This is a genomic window from Paenibacillus sp. P4_A7 (assembly GCF_056402455.1).
The window spans coordinates 1-8,280 of sequence record NZ_JBFUHJ010000235.1 but is presented as its reverse complement, the minus strand read 5'-3'; the positions used below and the strand labels follow the sequence as shown (position 1 = coordinate 8,280).

Here is an 8,280-nt window from a genome sequence, read left to right as displayed (position 1 = left end):
GTCTCAGCATGTTGCCAAGTGCGGTGATAATCTCCACAATGTTCCCTGCCTTCATTACCGTAGCTGTCCACTTAATCGTATTAAGCGTGTTAAATAGGAAGTGAGGGTTGATGTGAGACTGGAGAATTTGAATTTCTAACTTTCGCTTCTCTTCGTTATTCCGTTGGTCCCGCTCCAATAACTGCACAATACTCTCAGACATACGATTAAATCCGCGGCTTAACATCCCGAACTCATTACTAGAATGCGTAGGGATGATATATCCCACATCCCCCATTTCCATATTGCGCATTGCGGCAGTTAGTTGGTAAAGTGGGCGCATTATTTTACGAATCCAGAAGGAGGACATGAAAAATGTAATTATTAAACTGATAAGCAAAATCCAAATGATTTTAGATTTTAGATTCAAAATATCTTTTACAAATTCCGCTATTGGAACTTCTTTGATTAATGTCCAACCTGTTTCACTCATTTTCAAGTAAATAATTTGTTTATCGTTTAATCTAAAGCTCCCATAGGTCTTATCGGATCGAATGGATTCATAGTTAGGACTTAATGTTCCTATGTGCGTAGGGTCAGCATGAGATATGATTTGTCCATCCTGATCAGAAATATAAATTTCTCCATTAAAGTTTTTAGTCAAATTGTTATAAAGCGACAATAACGATTTTTCGTGAATATTAATAATTAGAGTAGCACTCGATGTGCTTTGAGAAACGGACTTTACAGCACGAGCAGCAGAAATAATATCTTTCTCATCTTTTTTAGATTGACTGGATTGATCTGTGAAATTAGCTATTTGATTAGCGCCCACCCATATTAATTTGGGGAAGGATTCTTTTGCTTCACTGTAAACAGACGTACGTTTCAGATTAGAGAAATATAATAACTGCTGTTCTTTGGAGGCATTGGGTGGCAATAAATTTCGGAACAACGAATTGCCTAATACCTTTCCGTCTTCTGTGTAAATGAATACAGAATCCAGATAGTTATAATTACCGAGCAATGCATCCATTTGATTCAACACATCTATATTTAGCTGAACTCTGTCCGCAACTCCCGTCTCCCTCAGATTTTGATCGAGATACTCTTGTACTTGGGTCGTACTTAACAATTGCGTAGAGATCTTATCAACCTCCTGACGAAAAGCGTCGATCGTATGATTGGCCTGTTCAAATAATTGCATGGTGTAATCCTCTGATTGCTTTTGTAGAATACTAAGCATCCCGTAGTAGGTTAGAGATGCGCTCAACATAAGGACGATAATACTCAATAGCATGAAAGAACTGCCCATTTGAATTCGCAGACCGAATCGCATTCCCCTCATAATTCCTTTGCTAATCTTCTTCATATTCTAAATTTCCTTCTACCCAGCTTGTCATCCACTGATTTCTAAATTCCCGTGGCCCGAAACCCGTAGTTCGTTTGAACATTTTGCTGAAGTAAGTATGGTTTTCCATGCCTACCTTCTCTGCAATCTCATATGATTTCAACTGCGAGTTAAGCATTAGCGCTTTTGCTTTGTCTATGCGAAACTTCAACAAATACTCGACAAAGTTAATTTCCATTTCTTTTTTAAATATAGCACTTAAATATCCGGGACTTATTCCAACATGGCTGGCCGCTTGCTGAAGAGATATTTCCTCCGCATACCCCTGTTCAATAAAGCTCAGAACCTTCATCACTTCTCTACTTAACTTTCTGTTGCTTTTTATCTCAATAATTTGATCCAAAAATGCATTAGAAATGTCAATCATCTGATCGAGAGTACTTGCTCTTAATAGCCTGTCTGCGTATGTAGCGAATAGTGATGCCTTCCCTTGATCGCTTACTTGCAGTGAGTTCATAGGTCTTTGCATCCATTGAATAAACAGCTCTCTTATATCCGCCTTTATCGGAAAGGAACCGTTTTCAAAAAGATTGGAGACAGTAATGAGCATCGCTTTGCTTTGTTCTTCATCCACAGTCTTCCATTGATGGATATGCTGATTTAATTTCTCCCTTATTATCTTTTCAAGCCGTGTCTCATTTTCTTCATGACAGTTTAGAACAACACCAAATCCAACAAAAAATTTCTTCTCCAAAACCTGAATACTATCATTGTATTGAAGTCTTAGAGCCGAATAGCCATTTTTTTGAGTACTGATTCCGTAAGAAATAGATACATTGAAATAGGAGAGCATTGCCTTACGAATATGCTCCAAAATTTGTTGAAGTGTTTCTGTTATCTTTTGCTCACTTACGATGTCATGGAAGCTAAATAGTAATACATACCGATTGTCCTCATCATAAAATGCCTCGCCCCGACCATTGCTCTGCAATACTTCGTCCAATACGTTTAACAAGGATATTCGGATCAATTGGCCTTTTTTATCTTTGAATTTAACCTGCAACTGTTCCGGTTGATCAATTTCCATTATACAAAGTATCAACTTGTTTGCTTTGAGCCTTAGATTCAAACCCACTATACTGCTCGAAAGCTCATTTTCCGTATAACGATTGCGAAACATGAAGTCTTTAAATATATTTTCCTTTAGCGCTTCCACATCGAGATTTTGAAGCGATTTCATTTGTGGTTGACTAGCTTGCAGTTCGCTTTGAAGCTTTTGCAAGACATTCTCCAGCTCTTCGGGAGTCATTGTTAATTTCACCATATAATCACTTACACCAAGACTCATTGCTTTGTGTATTAAATTAAATTGCTCCAGACAGGTTAAAATCACGATCTTGGTATGATGATCCTGGAGTCTGATTTTTGAGATAAGCTCCATCCCATCCATTACAGGCATTTTTATATCGGTAAAAACAATGTCCGGTTTTTGTTCCTCATAAACACGCCAAGCCTCCTGGCCGTTGGCCACATCAGCGATAACCTTCATATTGAATTTATCCCATTCAATCATGCATTTCAGACCCAGTCTAACTAGCATTTCATCTTCCGCAATGAGAATTCGATACATGATTGCCCCCTCCTGCATTTCATATTTCTACCAATATTTGATCAATAGTATGCCACATAACCGTATGTTTCGTATACTAGAATGTCATAGGGATAAGATTTAATAGCTGCGTCTCACTCGATTTTTCTTGTTTCTATACGAATGAAATGACGATTGGGCTAAAATAAGTGAACTAGAAATGYGTAATCATATAACAGAAACAACGAATAAAACGAATGAGCAAATAAACCTTGTGCAGTTTTGCAATACTCTGAAACATTTCTAAGCTTTTGCCCGCGTAGTTTCATTTCTTGCACTTAAATGAGATCGCTAAAGGAATAGCTTCCATTTAGTTTCAGGATCTGAAATTAATTGCTGGGTTAACTCGATCCACACCCACTTTCCGGTGATTTAGCTGCATATTCTGAAACTAATTCGTCTCTAATTCCTCAATACAACTCGCTAGTTTCAGAATTTGAAACTAATCAAAATTTGCAACTAGGCCACCAGATGTAGCTGACGAAGCAGCAGGTGTGTTCGCGACAAATATTCGATTGGATGAGCGGGTGTACATCTACTGGCTCTCTATCGGAGACGGCAATGGGGAAACGCGTATCTTATCCAAGAAAGAGTGTAAGATTCCACCCAAAATTTGGTTTTTGTGATCTTTACACACCCGATTCGAACGTGATACGGTTTAGAAGGTTTATTAGAGATGCCTGCTCGCAAGGAATTAGAATGGAATCCGAGTAGGAGGTTGTGCAATGAATCTGATTAATAAGTTCAACGATGAGGATTGGCATACTTGGACACCACGAGACGAGCTTTCCCCTGATTTTCATATAATCGATCTCGAAATAGGGAAAGGCCTTCAAATCAAAGGAACAGGGCATAGCGGAAATTATGGCAGTTGGCATAGCAAACTTATTCAAATTGATTCAAAACGCAAATATGAATTGGCTGCAGAATATGAAATTAAAGATGTAGCTAATGAACAGGTCAGCATCTATGCGATTGTAAGTTGGTTTGATGAGAAAAAAAAATTACTCCAACGAGATTATATAGATCATCTGGAATTAATAAATGATGGATGGCGCAGGCTTAGTAGAACTTTAGATTCACCTGAGCAAGCAGCAACTGTGCAGCTTGAGCTTTCCTTTCGCTGGAGTGCTGACGGAATGGTTACTTGGCGAAATGTGACTATAGAGGAAGGCAATGAGCTCGAGGAACGAGTCGTTCGCGTGGCTACCACCTATATCAAACCGACAGAGGATTTTGCTACAAATCTTAGTTTAATGTTGTGGGTAATTGATAAATCCGGCAGCAGCAAACCAGATATCATCTGTTTAACTGAAACCTTCTATGAAGCTTCTGTTAACCTTCCTATGGTGGAGAAATGCCAGTCCATACCGGGTCCACTTACGAATGAGCTTGGGAAAAAAGCCACAGTATATAATAGCTATATTTTATTTACCATGTATGAGCGAGAAGCGGAGCATATTTATAATACCGCCGTGTTAATCGGACGGGATGGCGAGATCGCAGGGAAATATCGAAAAATACATTTACCTCTTTACGAAGCAGAATCCGGAGTCATGTCAGGAACAGGCCATGGTATTTTTGATACGGATTTTGGGCGCATAGGCGTGCTGATCTGCTACGATCAAGAATTTCCTGAGTCGGCGCGAATTCTTTCCCTTTTAGGTGCAGAAGTGATTTTTATACCGACAATAGGGGATGAGCCGCTGCAATCAAAAGCTCGCGCGAGGGATAACGGATTGCATGTTGTTGTTTCTGGCTGCGACGGTCCAGCATCAAGTCGAATAATTGACCCAAGAGGTGACATCATTGGGCATGTAGCTGACGAAGCAACAGCTATGTTCACAGCAGATATTCGATTGGACGAGCGGCGGTACACCTACTGGCTCTCTGTCGGAGACGGCAATGGAGAATCGCGCAGCTTATTCAAGAAAGAGCGGAGAACGGATGAGTACGACGCTTTATTGCTTACAAACTAGCTGATCCGGCGTCTATGAAACATGTTTACTCTTCATCGGCTTCGAATTCGAATGTTCGGATATCGTTTTTAAATAAGCTTATTTTAAACATAGCTCAAAATAATAAGCCTGATTTCTCATATACAGCCCCTATAAAGGCTCGATCGATTTGTCGATACGGGCCTTTATAGGGGCTGATGTTAAGTTATTTTAGGTTTGAAAAGTTGAACCGATCCTTTTGACAAATCAGACAATTTTCGTTGTCTTTTTTTCGGCAGCCGACTCCAACTCTGTATAAACCATTTCCAGGCTTTCTTTGCTGCTCTCCGGAGAGCAAATCAAAGGCTGCTTATTCTCGATAACGCAATCCAAAAAGTAACGTATCTCATTGTAATAACCATGAACAGCTTGAATAGCCTTCTTCTCCTCTAAAGTCTCACCTGGTGATTGCGTAACATCGACGACTATAGGATCTTTGTTTAGCTCATAAATGGTTAGCTTGTAGTCCTTGTATTGTAAAGTTGCACCTTCAAACACGGCATTATAGGTCATTGTAAATGGAATTGGTGCGGTATAAAAACCCGAATCGGCTTGCACCATCAAATCGTCATATTCATAATGAGTTGAGATATATTCCATAACACCTTCTTCTATACTTTCAATACTATTTATAGATAAGGGTTTACCTAATAAGTGTAAAATAAAGTCCGTATCATGAATGTGCAGATCAAGTGGACAACCGCCGCTTTTCTCACGATTAAGCATCCAATTATTCCAACTCCAATTGGGTGCTGGAGATATACGGGACATCTGAAGCTGCAATAATGCCCCATAAGTCTGATCATCGAAAACCTGCTTCAAATATTGATATTCCGGCCAAAATCGAATAACCTGCGCCACCATGAATTGAACCTGATTTATTTCCGCATTACGAATCATTTCAGATGCTTCATCTACAGTAAGCGAGATGGGCTTCTCACATAGAACATGAATTCCCTGCTCCATTGCTTTAATTGCGAGTTTAGAGTGTAGGTAAGTAGGTGCACAAATATCGACAACATTGATTTTTTCACGTGCTAGCAGTTCATCAAGGCTAGTATAGATTGCAATAGAATCGTTATTTATTTTGCCTTTTACATTTTCCGCGTCTGGATCGACTATGGCTACAACCTCAACATCTTTCATTAGCTTATAAACTTCAAGATGTTGACGCCCCATACCCCCAGCACCTACAATAGCTACTTTCATACTCTAGCTTCCTTTCCAGCTGACAAAATCCATGTCTCAAGTTGTTTTTTGGCATGGATTACTTCCTTAATGTGACCTTCACCTTCAATTTCACATTCGATTGTTAATGCACCTTTATAGTTCATACGAACTAACTTTTCGATAAATGCGGGATAGTTGACTCTACCCTCTCCCAGTCGTTTCTCTTGTCCAAGATTTTTCCCATCTATGGGGTATTCCCCGTCCTTTGCATGAACACCTCGGATGAGATCGCCAAACATATCTACAGCGTCCAACGGATTAGCTTTGCCATACATAATAAGATTTGCAGGATCCAGATTTACTCCCATATTCGGTAAACCGATATCTTCAATCGTTCTTTTTAAGGTTACTGGTGTTTCCTGTCCCGTTTCAAAAAGAAAATATTGACCATGACTCTGGCAATGCTTCACCAATTGCTTTAATACTTGAACAACCCCAGAATATTCTGGATCATAGGGATTCTCGGGAATGAATCCGACATGTGTAATTAAATCCGTAACTCCTAATTTCGCTGCAAAATCTGACCCTTTCTGTAGCACCTCTAATCTACGTAATCGATATAAAGGAGGAACTAGACCAAGCGTTGTCTGCCCTTCGTAAAAGTTCCAAAATCGGGGACCCGGCCACCCACACCATAAAGCAGTAATCTCCACTTCGTATTGATGCGCTGCATTTGTGACAAGGTTAACCATGTCGTCATTCAGCCACTCTTCATCAAAGGTGTTAAGCTGACAGGTTCGTATTCCCGCTTGCTGCAAATCCTTAAATATTGAACCGACTTGGTCCGTCATATTGACAATCACACCGATTTCCATAGCCTTCATGTTTATACCTCCGGATTAAATTGTGATTAAAATAACTCCGACAACTTTATCTTCCGCATGCGAAGCCTTCGTAAACAAAAGCCTTCGTCTGCATTTCCAGCGGCATAAGCCAGCAATACGGCATCATCAACGAAATGAATGGCTGTATAACAAAACCCCGATCGCTCTTCGGTCTCGATGGCAAATTCCTCTTCCCAAGTCTTTCCTTCATCTCGGCTGATTGCACCAACAAGCGGTGAACGTCCCCCGGAATGTCGTTCATAAGTGTGTGTTTGATAAGTCGGAATTGGATTCCATACAGCCAATAGAACGTTATTCCTTTGTCGAATCCGCTTCATAGCCAGCGGGGAACTGGGTGAAGTGAATATCGAAGGAGTCGGCACACTCCAAGTCTCCCCCCCATCAGCAGAAGAGGACTCGTATTGCCGACCAAGGTCCGTTCGGATCCAAGCCCAGAGCGTGCTATTAGTTAGCTCGATGACTCCCGGCTCGTCGAAACCCGCTTCCGACCATGCAACAGGAAGAGCATGTAAAGATCGAGATTCTCTCCATGTAACCCCATCATCATCAGATAGGCAAAACATTAGCAATGCTCGAGGATCCCATGAACTTATATCCGTCGTATCGTTACCCCGCATCCGAAAATAACTTGCCGGTACGACGAGTCTTCCACTTGATAGTCGAATCACTCGATCATTATTGACGTTATAATAACCCGGCCCCGGCATACAGCAAACAGCTTCACTCCAAGTTTTCCCTTCATTCGATGACCTCCGTAAATAAAGCCTAGTATCATGAAAGCCAAATCGAATCAAATGGAATAACCCAATATCATCGTTTGCAAGACGCAGTAAGCTAACGCTCATTATATTCAAGGCACCGTATTCTGTTGGGCTTGTGATGATCTCGTCCTCGGACCAACTATCGCCTTGGTCAAACGAATATCTTTTGGAAATTAAAGCAAAAGCATAATCGTCTTCTGTTTCGCCCACAAAGCGGCTATAAACGAACATCAATCGACCATCTTTCAAGTCTATAAACGAACCCTCACTATTACGTGGATTATCCTCTGTCGGAGAAAGCTCCATTACGACTTTTCCATATGTTCCATTCCTCATCATGAAAGCCTCCAATGTTATCTTTGAATTGAACCGTTTACATCTTTACCGAACCAGAGGATAAAMCTTCGACAAACTGTTTACTGGCAAGCGCGAACAACAAAACAAGCGGCACTGATGCAATGGTATAACC

6 protein-coding genes are annotated in these 8,280 nt (G+C 40.6%); 1 reads left to right on the top strand and 5 read right to left on the bottom strand.

What is annotated here, in order from left to right:
• Window positions 1-1,351 (bottom strand): cache domain-containing sensor histidine kinase (locus AC1DWN_RS21850; protein WP_477561013.1); only part of this gene is annotated, 1,351 nt, incomplete at its 3' end.
• Window positions 1,338-2,960, bottom strand: coding sequence for a response regulator transcription factor (locus AC1DWN_RS21845; protein WP_477561012.1), 1,623 nt, complete (start codon window positions 2,958-2,960; stop codon window positions 1,338-1,340). The genes AC1DWN_RS21845 and AC1DWN_RS21850, both read right to left, overlap by 14 nt.
• A gap of 743 nt (window positions 2,961-3,703) precedes the next feature.
• On the opposite strand from AC1DWN_RS21845, the gene AC1DWN_RS21840 reads away from it, so the two are divergent.
• On the top strand, window positions 3,704-4,957 hold the full coding sequence (locus AC1DWN_RS21840; RefSeq protein WP_477561011.1) for a carbon-nitrogen hydrolase family protein: 1,254 nt from the start codon (window positions 3,704-3,706) through the stop codon (window positions 4,955-4,957).
• Window positions 4,958-5,182: 225 nt separating this feature from the next.
• Here the strand turns inward: AC1DWN_RS21840 and AC1DWN_RS21835 are convergent, their stop codons facing one another.
• From AC1DWN_RS21835 to AC1DWN_RS21825, 3 genes are read right to left on the bottom strand one after another with little or no spacing between them, the layout of a single operon-like run.
• On the bottom strand, window positions 5,183-6,184 hold the full coding sequence (locus AC1DWN_RS21835; RefSeq protein ID WP_477561010.1) for a Gfo/Idh/MocA family protein: 1,002 nt from the start codon (window positions 6,182-6,184) through the stop codon (window positions 5,183-5,185).
• Window positions 6,181-7,029 carry a sugar phosphate isomerase/epimerase family protein gene (locus AC1DWN_RS21830; RefSeq protein ID WP_477561009.1) on the bottom strand — a complete coding sequence of 283 codons (849 nt, stop codon included), beginning with the start codon at window positions 7,027-7,029 and terminating at the stop codon, window positions 6,181-6,183. The genes AC1DWN_RS21835 and AC1DWN_RS21830 overlap by 4 nt, the downstream gene beginning before the upstream one ends.
• Before the next feature lie 26 nt (window positions 7,030-7,055).
• Window positions 7,056-8,150 (bottom strand): sialidase family protein, encoded by a 1,095-nt coding sequence (locus tag AC1DWN_RS21825; RefSeq protein WP_477561008.1) that lies wholly within the window; start codon window positions 8,148-8,150, stop codon window positions 7,056-7,058.
• Between the last annotated feature and the right edge of the window lie 130 nt (window positions 8,151-8,280).

Excerpts from the sequence above, each read along its gene's own strand:
- AC1DWN_RS21845 (WP_477561012.1), bottom strand. The coding sequence starts at position 2,960 with ATGTATCGAATTCTCATTGCGGAAGATGAAATGCTAGTTAGACTGGGT.
- AC1DWN_RS21840 (WP_477561011.1), top strand. The coding sequence starts at position 3,704 with ATGAATCTGATTAATAAGTTCAACGATGAGGATTGGCATACTTGGACA.
- AC1DWN_RS21835 (WP_477561010.1), bottom strand. The coding sequence starts at position 6,184 with ATGAAAGTAGCTATTGTAGGTGCTGGGGGTATGGGGCGTCAACATCTT.
- AC1DWN_RS21830 (WP_477561009.1), bottom strand. The coding sequence starts at position 7,029 with ATGAAGGCTATGGAAATCGGTGTGATTGTCAATATGACGGACCAAGTC.
- AC1DWN_RS21825 (WP_477561008.1), bottom strand. The coding sequence starts at position 8,150 with ATGATGAGGAATGGAACATATGGAAAAGTCGTAATGGAGCTTTCTCCG.